Genomic DNA, 559 nt, shown 5'->3' with positions numbered 1-559 from the left:
ACCGAGACGACCACCTTCACCATCGCCACCAGCGACGGCGACGGCGGCACCGCGAGCAACAACACGACCACCGTGGTCTCGACCTCGGTCAACGACGCGCCGGCGATCGGCGGGGCGTCGGCCGGGCAGACGGTGAACGACAACGCAACCATCTCGCCGTTCGCCAGCGTCACCATCACCGACGCGGACAGCCCGGCGCAGACGCAGACGGTGACGGTCACGCTGGACAGCGCGGCCAAGGGCGCGCTGTCGGGCGGCGGCGGCAGCTATAACGCCGCCACCGGCGTGTGGAGCTTCACCGGCACCGCGTCGGCGGCGCAGACGGCGGTGCGCGCGCTGGTCTTCACCCCGACCGCCAACCGTGTCACCCCGGGCTCGACCGAGACCACCACCTTCACGCTGTCGGTCAACGACGGCGTCGCCGCCGCGGTGACCAACAACACGACCACGGTGGTCTCGACCTCGATCAACAACACGCCGGTGATCGGCGGCGAGGCGACCAACCAGGCGGTCAACGACACGACGACGGTGTCGCCCTTCTCCGCCCTGACGGTGACCG

1 protein-coding gene is annotated in these 559 nt (G+C 70.7%); it reads left to right on the top strand.

The features are described from left to right. Positions 1–559 (top strand): hypothetical protein (locus ACSVC7_RS32755; protein ID WP_483509198.1); only part of this gene is annotated, 559 nt, incomplete at both ends.

The organism is Azospirillum mesophilum (genome assembly GCF_053470405.2).
The sequence above is the reverse complement of the archived record's forward strand: the minus strand, read 5'-3'. Positions and strand labels throughout refer to the sequence as shown.